This is a genomic window from Chitinophaga sp. S165, from assembly GCF_003182155.1.
Taxonomy (GTDB): Bacteria; Bacteroidota; Bacteroidia; order Chitinophagales; family Chitinophagaceae; genus Chitinophaga.
The window spans coordinates 1,914,149-1,934,677 of sequence record NZ_QGTG01000001.1; the positions used below are offsets into that span (position 1 = coordinate 1,914,149).

Annotated in this window: 7 protein-coding genes; all 7 read right to left on the reverse strand. The window is 46.6% G+C overall.

Features of this window, described 5'->3' with window-relative positions; genetic code table 11:
- Window positions 1-16: 16 nt before the first annotated feature.
- The 7 genes from C7475_RS07015 to C7475_RS07045 all read right to left on the reverse strand — a co-directional run bounded on the left by C7475_RS07015 (window position 17) and on the right by C7475_RS07045 (window position 20,502).
- Window positions 17-3,970, reverse strand: coding sequence for a DUF4157 domain-containing protein (locus tag C7475_RS07015; protein WP_110052586.1), 3,954 nt, complete (start codon window positions 3,968-3,970; stop codon window positions 17-19).
- 90 nt (window positions 3,971-4,060) lie between these two features.
- Window positions 4,061-5,587, reverse strand: coding sequence for a DUF4157 domain-containing protein (locus tag C7475_RS07020; protein ID WP_110052587.1), 1,527 nt, complete (start codon window positions 5,585-5,587; stop codon window positions 4,061-4,063).
- 24 nt (window positions 5,588-5,611) lie between these two features.
- Window positions 5,612-6,394 carry a ParA family protein gene (locus C7475_RS07025; protein ID WP_110052588.1) on the reverse strand — a complete coding sequence of 261 codons (783 nt, stop codon included), beginning with the start codon at window positions 6,392-6,394 and terminating at the stop codon, window positions 5,612-5,614.
- Between the two features lie 89 nt (window positions 6,395-6,483).
- Entirely contained in the window at window positions 6,484-8,277 is a 1,794-nt protein-coding gene (locus C7475_RS07030; RefSeq protein ID WP_110052589.1) for a contractile injection system tape measure protein, read from the reverse strand.
- Complete coding sequence (locus C7475_RS07035) at window positions 8,277-11,498, reverse strand: hypothetical protein (RefSeq protein ID WP_110052590.1); 3,222 nt, start codon at window positions 11,496-11,498, stop codon at window positions 8,277-8,279. Before C7475_RS07035 ends, C7475_RS07030 begins: the two co-directional genes overlap by 1 nt.
- 26 nt (window positions 11,499-11,524) lie before the next feature.
- Window positions 11,525-18,772: a hypothetical protein gene (locus C7475_RS07040; protein ID WP_110052591.1), complete on the reverse strand. Its 7,248-nt coding sequence runs from the start codon at window positions 18,770-18,772 to the stop codon at window positions 11,525-11,527.
- Window positions 18,773-18,816: 44 nt separating this feature from the next.
- Entirely contained in the window at window positions 18,817-20,502 is a 1,686-nt protein-coding gene (locus C7475_RS07045; RefSeq protein ID WP_110052592.1) for a tail fiber domain-containing protein, read from the reverse strand.
- Window positions 20,503-20,529: the final 27 nt, after the last annotated feature.

Below are 20,529 nucleotides of genomic sequence, written 5' to 3' on the forward strand. Positions count from 1 at the left end.
CGTTACTATTTATTTTCTAGCGGAATGCTTCGTATACACCACCTTTTCCTCGTATCGTCTTCGCATTTTTTATATCATTGTCTGCTATTTTACTCTGAAATCCGGGTCCTACAGACAGCTCATATGTTTCTCCGCTCTTCTTGCTGTTATGCTGTTTGGTTATTAAACGCAGATTATTATCTCCTATTACCTGTTGCTCTCTTTCACCGTCATGGGTATCACGTCCTCTGGCTGTCCATAACATGCCAAGATCATCGATATGGTCCACTTCATATTTAGCTTTCGTTGGATCATATGTCTTATAATCCGCATTTTCATCGACAATCATAACTCCTTCCTGGCGATTGCCTGACTTAGTAGGATAGTGTATTGACAACTGCTTCCATTCAGTATCGTTACCTTTCTTTGCCTTATCTTTTGCATCCAGCGCTTTGGCGACCATAAAGTTTCTGCCTCTTGTTGGATGATTGTAGATCTCATCCCTTTTCTTCTTCCAGCCGTGCATATTCTCATACAACCATGGACGTATGCTCTTACTACCCGGACTCCAACTTTTCGGCAACTCCCTCAGGGCAGGAATAGGATCATTATATTCAACCAGTTGTCCTGCTGCAACAGCCTTACTAATTATAAATATCATCTCACCAGGCCATCTGTTACCACTTTCTTTCTTGAAGGTCTTATTAGACAGGATCTTTCTCACGTCTATCATATGCACTTTATCCTGGTCCTTATATATTTCACTGATCCTGTATATATCTCCTTTATATTTAAAGTGGGCTCCCACCTTAAATCCCGGAGGAATTGTAGCTGTAGTAGCGACACCGCTTCCCGGCACCTCATCCTTCTTCTTCATTCTCTGCACATAAAGATAATTCCAATGATCCTTTTTATCAATAACCGTAATTGACTTGAAAGTTTTTCCGTGTGATTTTTCAACATCGGCAGCTACCTTCTCCGCTTCTGGCCTTGTAAGCTTTTTATCACCTTCTGCGGCCTTCTCATCTTTGGCTTTCAACGCCTTAACTCCTTCTGTAAGTTGCTTTTCGGACTCTTTACTTTGTCCTGTCTCTTCTTTCTCATCTCCAGGTTTCATACTTGCTTTCACCTTAACAGACTGCTTATTCGGCATGCCGGCCATAACACCTGTTACAATCCAGAGATCAGCACCTTGCGCTTTGAAGGTGATCCCCGTTATATTAAACTGCTTTTTGATTCCATCTAAAACTGCGCTTAGTTCGGTTCGGGTCATTGGTTTATGACCTTCCAATTCCTTTACCTTCTTCATGGCAGCGGCAAAGTTCTTCATTGCTTCAGGGTCTGCTTTGCCTTTGTCCTTTTCCTTACCTTTTCCGCCTGCTCCTGGTGCGCCGCCTTTACCCGGAGCACCTCCTGCTGCCGGTTTACCAGGTGCTGCAGGCGGTGGTGCTGCTCCTGCCGGTGGAGTGGCGCCAGCTGCACCTCCATCAACGAATTTACCCTGCTTATCTTTATCTCCCGCACCGCTCTTCGATGGTACATGATCATCCACAAGATCGGTCATGAACTTCGCTCCATCGAATTTCGCCTCACTGAATGTAACTTCCGGTACCTTACCAGAGCCTAACACGTATTCCATATCTGCTCCTATGCCGAATTCACCCGGCAACGGATATTCAAGCGCCCCAATTGGCCACGTCCATTTCTTATCCGGTAATGGTGACCACCACGGACTATCCAGTTCTACAAACAGATCGCCACTCAAACCTAAGAACGGTTGGGCTGCTATTTCCATATGCCCCTTGAAGAAGAACTCTCCGGGATCGCGGTAACCGATCGTTGGCCGCGCATCTACATAACCTTTCACACCCGCATCTGCGTTAATGCCTACTCCCACTTTCAGATCATGTCCCGCCAGTTCAATACCGGCACCTCCTTCGGCTCGTAAACGAAGACCCGCATAAGCTGACATATTCAATGACCCCGACAGGGATATATTCTTCGCTATATCAGGATCATTGGAATAAGTACCAGCTACCTCTATGTTATAGATCTTCGCAGGACCTACTTTCGCTAATGCGATCAACGCCATATTCGCAAACACAAATACATTTCCTATCACAGGCAAGCCGTAAGCAGCACGTGCTTCCAGCTTGAATAATTCTTTGTTGTAGTCTTTCTGCTGGAACAGAATGATCTCTTTGGGTGGCGCGATCTTACCGATCACCGTCACAAAACCTTTACCATCTACGATCACATTCACACTACCCGCAAACCACTCCGTCATATTGAAGGTCAACGTACCCATTCCGGCCATCCCGCGAGGGCCTTTGCCTTCAGCGGCCGGTATTTCTGCAGGTGGCACCGCTTCTTCTGCAGGTGCGCCTCCCAGTTGCGTCTTCGCAAAATTGTCCGCTGTCTTCTTATCCGTCATCACCAACATCAAAGAACCACTCAACCTGTCACCGGAGTAACCCACCATGCCTTTCACATCCAGCACTCCTTCCTGGAACTTCGCCGCTATCTCTCCCGAGAAGCCCTTGAAGCTAACGCCAAATGCGCCCTCTCCTGACATCTTATCTTCCACCAAAGTGATCTCAAGATTACCTTTGGCAACACCATTGATATCCAGTTCTGCTGACACCTGTGCTGAAGGCTTCATATTTACAAAGCCCAGGTCCATGTTCGCTTCCGCAAAGCTGCCTACCTTCACTTTAACACCATTCAGGGTAAAAGTAAAGGTCCCGTTCTCAAACGTATTCGTCGCTTTGGATAGTACGTTCTCTACATCTATACCTGTTAACCAACCTAATGCTTTGCCATTCTTGCGCAGCCATTGAGGTATGGCTTCCGGTGCATTACTTTGCCCGATAGTAGCAAAGCCGCTTACTTCTCCATTGGCAAGTCTTACCGCAAGCATCGGGTTAGCGGCACTGAACATCGGCATGTTCAATGGCAGATAAGCATTCTTCAGACTTTCCATCACACCGTCCTTCTCTCTCACTTTAATTACGCCGGCACCAGCTATCTTACCCGCGTTAATATTTACGTCCAGTCCTTTACGGCCAGCTGCTTTGATCGCTTCCGCCAGGTTTGCAGAAGGATTAAAGCTGCCAGATGAAATATTCACGACTTCTCCCGGTGCAGCTGACGGCGCTGCCGCCGGTTTAGTTGCCGGCGCACGTTGTACCGCATCACTCAATGTAGGATCTGCCTTCTTTTGTACAGCAGCTCCCTGTTGTACGGTATGCGTCAGTTCATGTGCCAGCAGATGCCTGCCTGTGCTGCTGGTCGCATCAAATTTATTGTCGTTGAAATAAATATCATTACCATGAGTGAACGCCTGCGCCTGCAGGTCGTTGCTCAGTTCCGCAGCCTCTGTACCCGTATGTACACGGACATTACTGAAGTCTGCACCTATGGATGATTCCATAGCCGTCCTGGTATCAGAAGGCAATGGCGTACCTGATCCTTTCGTCTTCTGCAAACGTGCTTCCAGTCCGCTGTTGGCAGCATCTTTTGCTCCGCTGTCAGGAGCTGCGCCAGTCTCTTTCTTCTGAATATTGTCTGGTGGGTCGCCCATACTATCGAAGATCGGCTTACGTTGCACCTTTTTCTCTTCAGCCGATATGTCTTCTTCCTTCCCTTCCTGCTCCTTCATCTGCAATGCACCTTGTTGCGCTGCCGCTGCCGGCACATGCCCGGAAGGCACTGTACTGACAGCCGCCGGTGCTGCAACCTTCGTCTCTGTCGCTGCCGGTTGACTCATCCGCTGAACCACCTTATCAGCTACCTGGTCTGCCTGCTTTTCATAATGATCGTCAGGCTTTCCGATAGTAAGTTTCCGTTGAACGAAAAAGGGTTCTTTCGCTGTTTCTTTCTCTCCGAAAAAAGCATTGCTTCCTTCGTCCTTTCCGAAAAAAGAATTACCTGCAGGCTGTTGCTGCTGAGCCTTCGTGGAAGAACTTTTATTATCAGTTGCTTTTATCATTTCTCAGAGATAGAAAATATTCATTAGTCGTGGTATAATAAAAAATATACGATACCATAGCCTATGGGTAACAATGTATTAACTCACATATCAGGGTACCGCAGGAACAGGGGGATCGGTTACATCATCAGTTGCAGTCTTGCTGGTACTATGCATGTCGTCAACATAAGTCTTAAATTCCTCCTTCCAGGCCTTTTTCAGTTCTTTAAATTCCTTCATGGTAACAGGTGTCTCTATTACGATCTCTGGAAAAGGATGAGACTTTACATATTCCATAAAATCGGTACCGTGACTTCCTTCGTGGAAACCAAGCGTACCATGCCCGGCGTCCTTGTCAGCCTTAATATGACCTCTTCCATAAGCTGAATCAGAAGACGAAGTAACTTTTTTTCCATAGATGGTCTGAATAGTCAGTTTCTTGGAAATAGTGACACTCTCAATCTTTTTCTGCTTATTATATTTCAGCGAAAAACTAACGCTGATACCACCGTTTGTTTTCGCGTTATTCGCCGGCACCTTATCTGCCTTTGTTGCCTTTCTGTCTGGTTTTACCACTACGGTAAAATCACCGATAGGAAACTTTGCGATCTTCGATTTTTTATCCGGCACCACGCCTTCAGGCAAAGGAGTTGAGATCTCCCGTTGTACTCCTGGAGTGCTATGAGCGGCCGAAGCAGAGGACGGTTTGCCTTCAATGGCAGGTGCTGCTCCCTGTTGTACAACATGCGTCAGTTCGTGTGCCAGAAGATGTTTACCGGCTGATGAATCCGTATCATATTTACCACTATTGAAATAAACGTCGTTGCCATGTGTAAAAGCTTGCGCACCCAACTCGTTACTCAGCGCTGTAGCTTTCTCTCCTGTATGAATACGCACGTTACCAAAATCAGCTCCTATAGAATTGCTCATTTCATTTCGTACGTCACGTGGAAGCGGTGTTCCATCACCCCGCTGGTCTTTCAGTTGCTGCGCCAACTGAGCACTACCTTCCTGCGCACCGCCTGAATTATTTCCCTTTGCCATTATCGCAGGTGCTCCACCTTTCTTTTCTTCTTTTTCTTCCTTCAGCACTTCGTCAGCCGCTGGTTTCTTTTCCTGTTCTTCTTTCTTCTGCACAGCAGTATCCTCTTCCTTATCAGGCTCAGATTTCTTTTGCAGTTTCTCTTCCTCTTTACCTTTATCTTCCTTTTTCTGTACTGTCTTCTCTTCCTCCTTTTTATCAGGTTCTGACTTCTTCTGCACAGGTTTCTCCTCTTCCTTATTATCGGGGTCAGACTTTTTCTGCACCGTTTTCTCCTCTTCCTTATCTCCCGCACCTTTTTTCTGCACATTCTTTTCCTCCTCCTTCTTTTCAGGCATAGCCTGTACCGCAGAAATTTCCTTCCGCTGTACTGCCGTTCCTTCTGCTGCCGCCGGACGGTTCACAACTTTGTCGGCAACGCTGTCAGCCTCCTTTTCATACTGGTCTCCCGGAGCACCAATGCTCAGTTTCGGTTGAAAAAAAGCATTCTCTTTTGCTTGTATAGGTTTTGAAGGACTGAAAAAAGGGCCCTCTTTTCTATCTGTTTTCTCGGGGTTACGATGTCTCCGATAGCGACGACTATTACTCGTTTTCATATCTATCGATTTTATTGAAGCGGGCTATTGTTCAGCCACTGTTAAAAGGCGTTCTTTTATTTCCGTTGCCAGGGCGTAATAATCTTTTGCGCCATTGGCATTAACATCAAATGTGAAGATATCTTTGGATTGCTCCTGTGCCTTTGCCAGGGAGATATTACTGCGAATACCTGCCTCCAGCACCCATCCGGGGTACAGGTCCTGTAGCTGTGACCTGATCTGACGATGCATGCTTTTATGTTCGTCAAATTTTGTCAATACAATACCGAGTATTTCCAGCCTTTTGTTTAACTGCTTTTTGATCAGCTGTACATTCTTTACAAAACGTTGTACACCTTTAAAAGGCAGAAATTCCGCCTGCAGGGGCATTAATACATAATTGCTGGCAGTAAGGGCATTGACTGTCAGCATACCTACTGCCGGTGGACAATCGATCACTACCATATCGTAGGTATCATCCAGCTGACCAAGTATCTGGTTTAACAGCTGCTCTCTGCCATACATGCTTACCAGCTCCAGTTCAGCGCTGGCCAGTTCGAGATTGGCCGGAATAAGGGGCAATACGCCCGTTTCCACAATTGCCTTGCTGACATCCGTCAGCTCTCCGGAGGCAGCCTGTTTTAGCAGTTCGTATATACTCAGGTCCGAATCGTCCGCGATACCAAGTGATTGGGTAAGATTGGCTTGTGGGTCAAGGTCAATGAGCAGCACGTTCTTTCCCATCCGCTGGAAGGCAGCAGCAAGATTCAGAGCCGTCGTTGTTTTGCCTGAACCGCCTTTTTGTATTGCAATGGACAGAACGATCATGGGGGTGAATTAAACTGAATGATTAAAATTGGATTCTATTTACATCGTTTTTGGCGTAGGGCCTCAACCGGTAATACCGAAATCATCCCTTAGGTCCACACAGTCTTTATCAACCATGGCATCCACGATAATCCTACCACACTAAATCCCCATGGTAATCTGTTCAATAACATATCATATGCCTGCTGCGTTACATACAGCTGCCACTCTTCCTCTTTCCATTCCAGCTTTCCTTCCCGCAACAGGAAGTTACCACGCAAACCATCCGGAGACGTATTACCCAATGCATTCCAGTGAGAGATCACAGATGTAAGCAATTCATTCGCTTCCGTTTTCTCCAGATCTGTTAATGGTACAAAGCGTTTCACCGGCTCTGCAGGCAGGATACCGCACAATAATTTAGGTAATACGAGATCATACTCAGGAATTTCCTCCTCTCCATAAGCCAGATATCCCAGTAACTGTACCGCCCTATGCTTTGCAGCTTCATCTTTGAACTGCTTTCCATCCCTCAATTCCAGCGCATCAAAGAAGAAAGACAGGTAAGGATGCAACAATATCAGACCTGCGTTATTAATGTAATACACAGTGCCCTCTGATGGCGGTTCCGGTGTGGTCCCTGCCTCATCGGACAATGCTACTGCCCGTTCAGATGAAGAACTGTTTATTCCATCTTCAGCGTGCTTCGCAGTGGTCCCTGCCAATTCATCTTCCTCTTGTTCCTTTTTTTGTCTTTGTTGCTGGCTTTGTTGTTCTTCTTTTACTGATGATGTTTTATCCGTCCGCACCTCTTCCGGTTTCTTTCCTGTAGAAGCTTCAGATGAAGTACCTTGTTCATGGTCTTTCCGCTGTGATGCCTGCTGTTGCTCCGGGCGGTCCTTCACATCAGTCTTCTCAGGCGAAACTTTATCCTGTGTGGCTACCGGCCGATTATCTGCGATGTTTTTCTGTAGTACAATGATCTCTGCTGCATATTGCGTGGAAAGTGCAGTTGCTGTCTCCTGCAATAAAACGGCCGCTTTTACCGGCGCTGTAGTTGTTTTTTGCAGGATGTATAGCCAGCTTGCTACCAGTTCCTCTTCTACGCGACCCGTCAATCGCTGCATCAGCTGTTGTAGTAATGCCGCATTACTTATTGTGCGACCCGGTACTATTATTTCCCTGATCAGCCAGATGATAATTCCCTCTTGATACGTTGCCCTATCGGGCAATACAGGCATTGTCATTTGCTGCAAAGCCGTTGATGTTTTCATCACGTCTTTCAGTCGCGGGTGATAGGCAAACACCTCCCACTCCGTCATTAACTGTAATACCTGCCGGTAGGCATCTGCGCTATATGCTTGTATCCAACTATGAACAAACGCTGGAGAGAACTGTAACACCAAACGCCTGATAGCATATGGATATTCCAAGAGTAATACTTTACATTGCTGCAAAGCATACGTTTCTGAAGACAATGCGGCCAGGATACCAGCCTCCCACTCCTCCTGCCTCCATTTCACGGCTGAAGATGGCAGGATACCCCGCTCCAGGAAGTACAACCAGCTTTCATAATATCCTTGTGTCAGCGGTATCCTTTGCATACCAGCTTCTAATGATAACTGTGTCTGTATGCCCTGGTAATTTTTTCGCAGGTAGTCTATCACCATCCCCGGTAGTTCCTTGCGTAATGTTTCCATATCGCAGGATCCCAGGTCTATTTCGAGCTTGTCGATCTGTAATAAAGTATCAGGATCTGCCCAGCTATCCAGCAGTTCCGCCAGCATCGGCTCCAGCTCTGTAGTACATCGCGTGCTCAATGCACCTTGCAATGCAAAGGCGTCCTCCCTGGAAGGCAATTGCACTTCCAGCAAAAGTTTCCCGATGGCATGCTGCTGTTCCATTAAGCGATCAGTCCTTTATAAGTGTTTACTGTTTTTTCATTTTCTGCTGTAACAATACCGGTAGTGTTCCATACCTGGTGCCACTGCGCCACACCGTCCTTCTGTGCAGAGATGGATTCAGCTGCTGCCTTTACCAGTTTCCTGGCTATTGCCGGCACTTTATCAGGAGACGCCACTATCAGTCTGTCAATATAATAGGCGGTAGCATAAGCGAGCATTTTGATGACCTGTGCCTTCTGCGCCACTTTCAACTTAGAAAACCCTGTCTGCAGGTTTGCCTGTAACTTTTCATAACCGGCATGTAATGTCTCCGGTGTTCCGCTTGCCAGCAGGAAGGCTTTGGTATCTGTCCAGCGATTGTCCTCTAACAGAGTCTCATCTTCCTTCGCCATCTTATTGACGTCTCCACGGTAACCGAGGATCCGCTTGTTCAACACAGCATCGTTATTGGCGACTGCCTTGTTACTTTCATCAGGAGCCAAACCTTTATTAACAACAGGCTCTTTTCCTGTCGGTGTAACAGCATTGATCTCAAGTCTTCCACCGGCGCCTTCACACCCTTTTACATTAAATACATATTCCAGGGTATAAATTCCAGGCTGTGGTTCATATATTGTCAGGACTGCTTTTGTTTTATCTTCTTTCCAGTCTATGTCAAATCCCGAAGGGTCAATATCCTCCTGATTGTCGTTCTGCTGCAAAACAAGGGTGAACCGGCCGCCAAATGGAGTAACTTCTATTTCCACTTCATTTGAATCCGTAATATCCAGGTTTACGCTATCCTTACCATTGCTGGTAACCTTCACTTCTCCCTTCGGACATATCACGATCTCCGTTGAATACTTACTGTCCATACCATCGCGGGAAGCTGTCAGCAGTACGGCAAACACTACACCTCTTTCTCTCTTCAGATCAAACTTCACCACTTCATTAATATCGTTAGTGTGTTTGTCTGTTATAAACTCACCTTTGAAATCATATAATTCCCAATGATACGTATCAGCTCTCAGCGACTGATTCTTAAGTGACACATTTACGCCTTCACCTTCCGGCAATTCGTTCTGTTCTGCAATATCGAAGCGTGCCACCGGTGGCGCATCCTGGAGTACAAGGTTGATAGATGGCTTGCCGGAGCAACAGATATAAGGCAGACTGAAATCCGCAACAATATTATATCCTTCCAGTTCTTTCGCCAGACTGATAGCCGCCGCTTTTTCTTCTTCCTTGCTGCTAAGCAGTAAATTCACCAGGTTTGATCTCTTTTCTTCCGAAAGGGAAGCCACATCGTTTTTAGTACACAACAATATCAGTGTGCCACCTTTAGGGACACCGCCATTGTGCTCCAGACCCGGATGTTTTTCCGCAAAACGACTGAATAAGAGGCCATCCAACAGTTCCTTTTTGCGGCCTATATATTCTTTATAAACTGCATAAAGAGATGTTAAATGCGCCCTGCAGCATGTTTTATTTTCATCGTTACAAACCCCGTCCTCGTTGCATATCTGATCAAGCTTTTCTTCAAGATCAGCAGGTGGCTTATCAAAGAAACTCACCAGTGCTTCAAACATATTACCGATCTGATCGCGGTCAAACCCATCTCTGAATATTATCCTTTCGAAATCATCAGAACAGGTACGTGCACAACGGATATCGTTCACGATCTTTTCCAGCAGAATAGTCAGATCGCTGAAAGCTGCCGATCGCTGGCGCACTAAAGGGTCCATGTCTGCATCCGTACCCAGGTAAACAAACTTAATATCAAAAGGCAGGTGCAGGTCTCTCCGCTGATTCTCTATAGCCGTCTGCGTCACCTCAACGTCGCCGCCGGTATGCCCTTTAATACGGAAGAAATTATAGTTCTCCATGTTCGTCGTCAGGAACTTCCTGTCCCGTACGTCATCTATGCCAGGGATGTCGAATGTCCTGCGACTACGTGTTAATGCGGCGCTCCAGGACTGCGATAATGCAGATGGATCTTTATAATAAAATGGGATCGCCCTCTCGGACAGCTGCTTGTTAAGACCAGCGTCTGGCGTAAAAAGTACTCCCGAAGGTGGAAATCCTGTTTCATTAAAACGTGTATGTTCCACATCCGCCAGGTATTTCATACGTTCCATCAGCAACTTCGGCTTTTCCAGCGCATTAAGGCTCAGATCAGCAAAAGGAGGCCTGTACAGGCCCATACGGTAGGCCAGTTTGTTGTCGCCTGTACGAACACTGCCCAGGGAAATATAACCGGGAAATCTATCTTTCTTTGGTATATAGGACAGATAACTGAACATGTCTGTCGAAACAAACTCCTGGTAAGCTGCCACCAGGTCCCTGTAGTAATCGTACAACCAGGGGTAATTCCTTCCGCCTCCACTCTTCACACTCTTGTTCAAATCTGCCAGGTCACCCGTCAGTTCTTCAAACGGATTGACAGTGTCCAATCCAAGCTTACTTTTCACCAGCTCGTACACCGCTTTGTAAGCTTCTCCTATCAATGGCTCGGCTGCTTTACAAACTTCCTCAAATCCTAAACTGAATGGCGCCCAGCTGGTAAAGCGACTGAAAGAGATATGCGGGCCGCCCTGCTCTTTATCCGTATAACCAAAACGATTAACGAACGGATCTTTATCTCCCGCATCTGCCACACTGCCAATAAACCACTGTTCCAGCTCTCCCGGCTTAAAAAAGCCTTTAGGGATCAATGCAGGATAAATATTCTTGTTCTTCTTACTTTCATTATTTTCATACCCATACAAACAGCTGGGTACCGTAGTTTCATCGTCGAGCACAATGAGAACGATCAGATAAGGGGTGGTATCATCCGGTAACTTTGTTGGTGGCTCAGCAGGGTCTACACCGGAAAGGCGGTGAATAAGCTCACGATTATTATCGTTTCTGTTGTTGAGCACCTTGACCGTAACCGGCCGCTCAAACAACTCTATTTCAAAGTCTTTCCCTTCTTTCTTGCTAATACCATCATAAGTGATCTCCTTTTCCAATGCAAAGAGGTAACCATCTGAAGTCACTGCCGTACCAGGCAATAGCTTCACTGTACCCGCTCCCGGATTAACTTCGATATTAAGACCATAAAAGATACCCGATCCTTCCAGATACATACGGGTGGCCCAGTCCTCTCCCTCCGCAAATTCAACAATACCTGTCAGGCTGCCACTCTTCAGCTGCTGCCCCTTTTTAAAAAGTGGGTAAGGATTATTTTCATTAATTATCATTTCTGAAGAATTTATTTATTTTAATATTACCCAAGCATTACCTCATCAAGTATGATCAGTGGTTTGTCGTCACCGCCTTCATCATCATACAGGTATGCAGCCGGATATACATTTTTAAGTCCCTTTAATACATTGTTTAAGGCCTGCAGGCTCTCATCGTAGTTACAGCTTTCTTCTCTTGACAGCGCACCCAGCCATTGCCGCCATGCTTTTTCGAACTGCAGCATCTGTTGTGGGCTTATCCAGACAATATTCAGTCTTACATGTGATGGTGCTTCTCTCCGTAATGTGTCTTCGAAGAACTGCCTGAAGCGCGCCAGGCGGAAGCGTTGTGGCCATGCCGGCAATACTACCGTCGCCCAGAAAGAGTAAGGGTCTGCAAAGAAAGTGCGGTCACAGAACGCCGCGTTTTCCTCGTCAATCTCTTCTTCATCATCACAACACAGACAAACGTCACTACATACAGGCAGGATGGCATCTTCTGATTTGCAGACAATAGGAATGACCAGGGTGGTAACACTTCTCACAGATGCGCTCTCCAGCAGTCTGGTCATCTCACTACGTACAAATGTGAGATCACTCAACAGGTTGATCACCTGTTCCGTTGCCTCTAATGTAGCTACAGCCAGTTTTTCACCCTTTTTATACCAGGAAATGGTCATGGTAGCGCCCTGCCTTTCAACAAATACGTCATCCTTTTTGGAAGCTGCCTTTAACGCCTCTATGAAAGCCGTCGCATCTGCAAATGCTGAGTCACTCACTATATTCAGTGCGATTGAAAACTTAAGCTTTTCTTCTTCCGCCCAGTTCAGTTGTAACTGCAGTGCTTCGTAAGACTGTTGCTGTCCGCGGGGGCGCATCAGGATATGTTCCAGCAGATGTAAACCTTCAGCACTGATAGTTGTCTGGACATGTTCCATCGCTTCGTTACGAGCAGCCATACTGGTATAAGAAAGTGGATGCTCTGCAAGGATACCGGCAGGGTTGACAAGTGTAACTCCGAACGGGCCACAACTGTCTTCATCTCCACGCTGGTAATTACGCAGGTCTAACAGCAGGTCTTTTGCAGTTGTTAATGCATCTTTCGCTTCCTGGGGCGTATCGTACACGTGTATGGATTCCCAGATAGGCGTGTATTCATAACTGATCTTATCACCAGCCACCACCTGCTCTATATTATTGATCTCAAATGAATATCCTTTCCCATTTTCTACTATAGGGAACATCATGGCGTTAAAGATGCGGGTGCCACGGTCGTTCTCTATGTCTTCACCACATATCACTTCCGTAGCGACAGCAATGATCTTACCGTCCATATCTTTCAGATAAAGGGTATAGGCATTCTCACAACCCGGCATCTGCTCATAATAATATGATGTCTCAGATCTCGCCATTTCCAGCAGATAAACAAAGAAATACTGTTCCGACTTCTCTGCCAGTTCAGGCGTATTATAACGGGTCACCGTCTGCCACATCACTTTACCACCTTTATCGAACAATTGATAATAGTACAGGCTTGGAACATCTTCAGGCAACTCATCCCCTTCGGGTTCTCTTAATGGGTCCGCAGCTGATTTCCATATCGCCGTAAGAGAAGGAATAGCTTTGTAGGTCATCCACAGCTGAGAATAGTTGATCCTTTCAGGTTTATCAAAATAGGCCACCAGGATACGGCTGTCCATTTTATCGTCCGTATCAGGGTTTACAAACCAACCATAGAGCCGCTTCTTGCAGTAGATATCTGCCTGCAATTTCATCCTTGCTTCCTCTCTTCTTTCCATACCCTGATACCAGCCTGTATGCTGCGCTACACGGTATACACTATCATCCACCATACGGAACGAATACCGGCAACCAGCAGCATAATTCGTGTAAGGGAAGAAATTCCTGTCATCAGGATCGAGATTGTCAAGAAAGAATTGTAACGCATCCCATGCTGCTTGTTCAACACCCACTTCTTCTTCCTCTTCCTCATTCCCGCCTTCGCCTTCATCATCTTTCTTTTCACATATTTCAGTCACATGTTGAATGTCAAGCAACACTTTGCCCAGGTTGATGGAATAGTAACATCCCACTGTTTCGTTGTCCAGGCAATAGTTCCCCCTGAACAACAGCAGTTGCAGGAACTCCAGCAGGTCTGCCATGGCAGCATCCGCATCAGGGTACGTATGGGTACTCTCCCATTCGTATCTATTCGTCTTGGTATTGTAAATATGGAAAGCAAACGTCCCATCTGCTTTACGATATATACCATGTTTGCGGGCGAATTGTTGCCTTGCCTTTACAGCGGCAGTATAAGCATCATAACTACCCGGTGTGATCTTAGCTACTGCGAGCGCTTGTCCCTTCTCGTCATTCAGGTAAAGATCTTCTGTAACAGGCGTCCAGGCACTGTAATTTTCGACATACAGAGAACGTTGTAACAGCTCCCAGCTTTCAACCTGGAATGCTGCTGCTGCATCTGCTGCTGTAGCATAAGCCTTCACGCTCTGCCATAGCAGCAGATCATTCCGGCGCAGCTGATAATAATAAATACCTTTCTCCCCGGTTACCACAGATGCTCCCTTTTCCAACACAGTATAACCCGGTTGCTTACGATGATAACGTTCCAGCAATGTTGTTATCACCTGCTCCCGTTCTTCCGCTGTATCGAACTGCTCACAATACCGGGCCATCCTGAAATCACGGTCCCATAGACGGTAGCCGATCGCTGCTTCTTCATCATCGCCCTTATAGAGGTCTGTGCGTACATCTTTCTCTATCGAATAGCTTTTAGCATCTATTTCATCTAACTTAAATTTCGCCCAGACAATCAGTCTGTCACGCGCTACTTCTCCTTCACGTTCTGAGTCATACCAGTGAGGATGCACCGCCACACGCTCTTCTCCTTCCAGCAGATATACCCGGTAACCGCCCTCTTCTTTCTCTACCTTGTAATTGCTCTCTACGGTCGCGAGTGTATTCAGTATATATTTCAGCGCATTCTTTGCATCTTCTTTTTCAGGTTTCTCGTCCAGCCCTTCCAGTGCAGTTTCAGGATACCAGTAACAGCATGACAGCCATTGCCAGCTATAACGCCAGGCGCCTGTCAGTTTCACTTCGGTTACCGTCTGGCCATATTCCTGCAGGAAGCGGAGCGTACGGTCAACAGCCGCGTCCCTGGCAGCCGTAGTAGTATATTCAAACGGATGTATTGCCAGTACGTTTTTGTTACTATCGATGATCTTGAAACCGTAAGTACAGTTATCATGAATCGTCAGCAGGTAATATTGCCGTTGTTTCCCAAACTTAACTGTGTTATAAAAAGCTGTACGCACTTCATCATAACTGGTATAAAAATGCGGTTCCTGCAACAATAGGCCTTCCTTGTCACTGATCTTAAAGTAATAATGATACAGTGTAACGGCAGACCATCCGGTGCTTGTCTGCAAAGCAGTCACTTGCTGATTAACCGATAACAATACAACATCTCTTTCTTCTGCGGAAACATACCATTTACCTTGTTTTGCGAATGGCGCACCGTCTTTTGCATAAGCGATGTAACCATATCCGCTGCCAGGTTGCTGATCTGCCTGGATATCTGCTGCTGTTGCAGTCAGTACCCATCCCAGGAAAGATGCGACTGCCGCCTGCTGGTCGTCCCATACGGCAATGCTCTGTAATAGTGGAGTATGCGTAGCTTCGTCTTCCCAGAGGAACCCATACGCATTCACCGCATCTCCTTTCTCTACCCAAAGCGTATCCTGCCCGGCTTTCAACAGTATCCTTTCCAGTAAATTAGTAGCTGCGATATGATCGTTTGTTTCAGGGCTCTCAGCCAGCAATTGTCCGGCATCATCGCGCACCTGCACCACATACCGGCAGTCATCTGCTGAATACAATGAAACTCTTTGTGGATTACCTGCGTGACGGATAACATTGCGCGTTACCTGTGCTACCGCAGCTCCATCCGGAACGGGACGAACAGTTGTTAAAAGAACCGCAGGCTGTCCTGCCTGTGCTTCCAGGTCTTTAAAATGATATATAGCTGCCGGCACGGTCGTCACTAAGCTGCTTACTGTCAGCCATAAACGGTTGAATAACACCACATAGTTATTCAATGATTGTTGCGCCGCATCCGCCGTAGGAAAATCAGACTGGTGTACAGACATTACGGTATTGACAGATGTACCTTCCTCATCGACAGTTTCCTTACGGATCACCTGCAAACGGAATTGCCCGTCACCGGTCTGCACAACCTCATAGTTCTCCGCTTTTGCAGCCAGTTCAATAAACTGAGCAAAGGCCCGGGGTAACTGCGTTTCATCCTTAAATGGAATAACGCCCTGCCATGCCGGCTTCCCCTCATGGGTCATCAGCCAGTTATATAATTCAGATGTTTCACGTTGGTATACGAGATAATGTTTGCGGAAGTATTCCTGCAATTCTTTCATCTTCTGCTCCGCAGCTTCTTTCGTACCATATGTCTGCGGATGATATGCGATCTGGATATTATTGTGATTAACAATGATCCTGTAACTTCCCGTAGCCATATCAGGCTCCACTTCCCACGCGTTGCTATCCTGTAATATCTCCAGGCAATCATACCCGTGAGATAATGCTATCTCCGGCGTTTCAAAGCCTTGTTTGCTTTTCAGTAATGTCTTGCCATAATCATCAGGTAACAGGAAATAATATCCCTCCTGTGTCTGTGGATAGAGCTTGTATTGGCCATTGCAACGGAAGAATTTTACGAACCACTCTATCACCTCATCCCTTTCCTCTTCGGTCGTGTACTCAAAAGAATACTTTGCAGCAATCCATTCACTCGCCGTTAGCGGAGATTGTATATAGAAACCAAATACGCCTTCTCCCGGACATCCATAAGGTTTATAGTTAACCTTCTCTTTTCCGAGTTCCAGGAATTTCCCAAAGACGTCACTAATATTTTCTTTACTATGTAAGCTTTCGCTAACAAACAATGGAGTGTTCTGACCGGTTATGGCGCAAACGAAACCTGTCTGCTTTTCAGCAGTAACAAGATCAAAATTATTTAACGAGGCAGAAGGAGACTGCCGTATGCCCATTAGTCCTGCCACTCTTTTCTCCAGGCCACATACGGGGAAACCGGTAGCCGGATTTTTATAATCGAACGCCAGTGCACGGTTAGCACTGGTTTCTGGATAAGCGGACAGGAACGCCGCCTTGTCTGCTATATTACGTGCGGGATCATTCTTCTTGCCGCTGAGATTGTACATCATCAGGGCATAGTCTGTAAAGTCTTCTGAGAACCTTGCCAACAAATGATTCTGAAAGCGTTCTTTTCTCTCCTGGTATTGCTCTGCGGTCTCATACAATGCAGTCAGCATCTCAGTATCGCCAGCATCATTGTACACCAGGTCGAAGCTATAAATATCGTCCTGCCGGTTGTTATTACGGCTGTAACTGCCGGATAATGTAGCGAGGAAAACAACATCCAGTGCTGCCTGTTCAGCAGCAATTTCTGTGCTGAAGAAAACAGTACTTTCCAGCAGTACGTTCCCGGCAGCATCTCTCAGCTGAAAATACCAGTTACCGGCATCTTCCTGCTGTTGTATGATACGTGTTACGTTATTGTTTGTACACTCGCTGATAATACGGCGGATCATCTCATCACGGAGGTACATGGAGTTATACACCTTCCGGCTGGCGCCGCTGGCATCCGGTTCATACGCCAGCTGCATACCGTTGTAAGATGTGCCTTGCGTATTCTGTGGTAATTGCTTCTTATACCGCAAGAGGGAAGGCAGCTGCGGGATGCCGTTAAGATCAGCAGAAAAGTAAGTATGTTCGGATCCGTCCTGTGAAGGATGCAGCGAGAATAATTTTCTGACACCCGATAACTGGGCGAAATAATCCGCCAGTAACCTATCGAAGAACAACAGGTAGGCCTGCAATTGCAATGCCTGCGCTTTTCTCGCTGCTGTCGAATCGCCCGGTACATCATTCTTACCGATCATATACACCTTCGGGAACTCATACTGTACGGAAGTATATTGCGCCAGGTCAAGCTGTCGGCCCTGCGGCACAACGGTGTCCAGTGCATCCTTTTGCTTCGGAAATTTATTGTAATCGGAGATGCCTTTTTTATATCGCTGGTTTACAACTTCCCTATTTGCACTAAACGGCATTTTGTTGCGGAAGAAGATCACATTGGAAGTCTCAGGTGACAGTACAGGACGATGGTCCTTCTTCAGACGGAGGCACCACTCTTCTCCTTCTTCAATGATTGGATTGCCATCCGCATCTGTTTTGGCATATCCCTCTTCATCAAAGCTGCTCATCTGCAAACGGGTCACACCAGCCACACCAGGCACCTTCATAATGATGCGGTAAAGATCTGAAGCATGCAGCTCTGTCAATCTTTCCAGACTTTCCAGCTCCTGCACGTCAATAAAACCGTTCTGTTGCAAAGGCACATCGTTGATAAAATCGTAGGGACGTCCTTCAAAAATCTCCTCCATACCTCTGCCTTTTTCCAGCAATTGTTGCAGGCTATAAAAGACAGGGGCTGGCGACAGGAAATCCTGTATATCGCTGTAAATTTTCAGCAACACATCGTCAGGATCAAAGTTTGCTGCCAGTTCAATATGCAGACAAAGGCTGATCGGCTCTTTCTCCAGCACCACGATATCAGGGAAGTCTTCACAAAGATTACGATGCCCATGCAGGCGCGTATCAATTTCTGTCAATACCGTATCCATCGGGAACACGTCATTGCCACAGGCATCCTTTTCATAAGCGGCCGCATACACATCATCAGGCTCTATATACACACGGTATAATCCCTTCAGTGGAACTACCGATTGTTCTTCCGTAAACCTTGTGTTATCAAGGTTACCGGTATTACAATCATATACGAGTGAATATGCCTCTTCTGTTTCCGTTTCATTGATCGGCGCCAGCCAGGCATTACGTACACCTTTAATATCGATGAGCATACGGCGGATGTCTGCAATGGTCAACGGATTGTTTCCCAGTATCTGTGCAGCCGTATAAAAGTTATCTTCCTTAGAGCCAGTACGGAGTGCGACAAGGTCTTTGAAATCCAGTTTGGTACGATAGTCCAGATCGGTCAGCACATAGCAAAGCGCCTCCAGCATCGTGATGCCCGGGTCATGCAGGTTGTGGTCCGTCCATATCTTGCCTGAAAGCTCCGCAACGTGCTGAATGCCCAGTTTGCGCAGCATGGCAAAGTCCAGGTATTCCGGGAACCCGCTGTTCTTATCTGTAGTTATATATTTAAGATCAGGCATTTTAAGATAGTGCTTGGTATAATATATCGGTGATCGGTACCTGGTTATTTACCCTCCAGGGCATCCAGGCGTTTCTGCAACGCAGCGATCGTTTCCTGCTGTTCTTGTATGGCTTTGGTCAGCACTGCCACCATATTCGCATATGCCAGCGTCTGCGTGCCATCGGTGTCTGTATTTACCAGTTCAGGGAAGAACTCTTCCACCTGGTGCGGCAGGAAACCTATCTGCGCTTCTCCTCCGGGGCAATTGGCCTTCTGCTGATTAAAGGTGAACGTAACAGGGTTCAGCTTCTTCACCTTATCGATCACGTTACCCAGTTTCGTAGGATTGTTCACCTTACGGACATCCGTATCGAGATACAAACCAAAGGCGCGTGCCTTACCTTTTACATTCAGGTCAAAGCCTGCCGGTGTAATGCCACCGATGATAGTTTTGCCTTCAGCGGAGATCGTTACGAGATCCTCTCCCTGGTTTATTTCCAGTTCGTTGCCGTTACCATATTCACGGCCCTTTTTAAACACAAAACCTTTCGATGCATCTGTGAGGAACGCGCCCCAGTCATTGTCTGCACCCAGCAGCAAGTAATTGCGTTTTTCATTATTAGGGCGGTTATTGATGATACTGAATGCGGGATTGGTATTATCAAGGCACATCAGGAAAGCACCTGCGCTATTGGCTTTGGTGATCTCCACATTGGTAACAGGTGTCTCCGTACCAATACCTACACGGCCATCCTGTTTAATAGCTACCAGTGTTTCCGATGAAGGTTGTGATATATTCTTCAGATAGTTCCTGGTTTCATCCAGCCCCCTGCGGAAATAAAAACCATCAGGTGCATTGGTCGTGAAACTGGATACATGATCGTCCAGAGTAACACTCAGGTGGCTCTGCTGACTGAATTCCGCTTTATGGACCCATACAGCCTGTGGCACCACTGCCTGCACCGGATTCAGTAACAGGCGTGCAGAAGACTGGTTCTGGATGTCCACACCTGCTTCGGGAGCAATAGTACCGATACCAACGGCTGCACCGGCGTCCGGTGTCATAATGAACACTGGTTTTACGGGTACTGCTTCTTTGGGCGTATTCTCTTCGCCATCTGAAGGCACCGGCGGTACGGTAGTGGTGAAGAGGAACCCTTCTGTATTGGTGGTAAATACAGCTTTATTATCGGCCAGCTTTTCTGATAATGACTTTGTACCATCACCTGTGTGCTGTATTACGAACTCGGGCGATTGCGCATTATCAGGGCTGAAAAGGAAATCACTGCTCAGTTCTTCTACATGGATGTGCACCCGTGCTTTAGGGTCTTCCGTACCCATACCGATCTTGCCAAATACTTTGGCATACATGATAATGGGAACTTTATCTTCATTGCGGATGATCTCCCAATCTTCATCGGAAGCATCAATGTCCAGCATTTTCCAGTTGGTGCAATCTATTTCAGGATTATCCACGGAGCAATGTCCTTTGCTTTTATCGGCTTTCACATCGCCGTCCTTACCGTCGCAACCGCATGGCTTATCGCCAGCCGGCACACAGGTATACAGCGCATTATTATAGATCACTACATCGCCTTCGTAATAGCAGATCCCAGCCGCCCATTTGCCGAAAAAAGCATCATCCCTCCTTACCAGCGTAGAGTCTATCAGGTTAAAGAAATCCTGCGAGGTCGGTATAGCGCCGGTCTTAAATTGTGCTTTCAGCGCTGCTCTGGTTGTTATAGACATGGGAGTATCTTTTAGTTTTTTTGTGAA